We start from the raw sequence: 256 nt of genomic DNA on the forward strand, positions 1-256 counted from the left end.
GTACTTGCTCCAGTCGATGACCACGGCGTTGTTCGTGCATTCGCCCGCCAGGCTCGTCCCTCCGCCGCGGCTGAGCAGCGGAACGCCGAGCTCGTGGCACACGATGACGGTCTCGACCGCCGCCTCCACGGTCCGCGGGACGACCACCCCGATCGGTATCTGCCGGTAGTTGGAGGAATCGGTCGAGTAGGCGCCGCGCGATCCGTCGTCGAATCGCACCTCGCCGTCGACCCGGGAAGCCAGTGCGGCCGTCAAG

General features: G+C 68.4%; 1 protein-coding gene. It reads right to left on the minus strand.

Features of this window, described 5'->3' with window-relative positions:
- The coding region (locus SB773_RS33035) for an FAD-binding oxidoreductase (RefSeq protein WP_410594649.1) at positions 1 to 256 on the minus strand (256 nt) is incomplete at both ends.

Origin of the sequence: Bacillus sp. SIMBA_074 (assembly GCF_046534555.1) — a bacterium.
Taxonomy (GTDB): domain Bacteria; phylum Bacillota; class Bacilli; order Bacillales; family Bacillaceae_G; genus Bacillus_A; species Bacillus_A mycoides.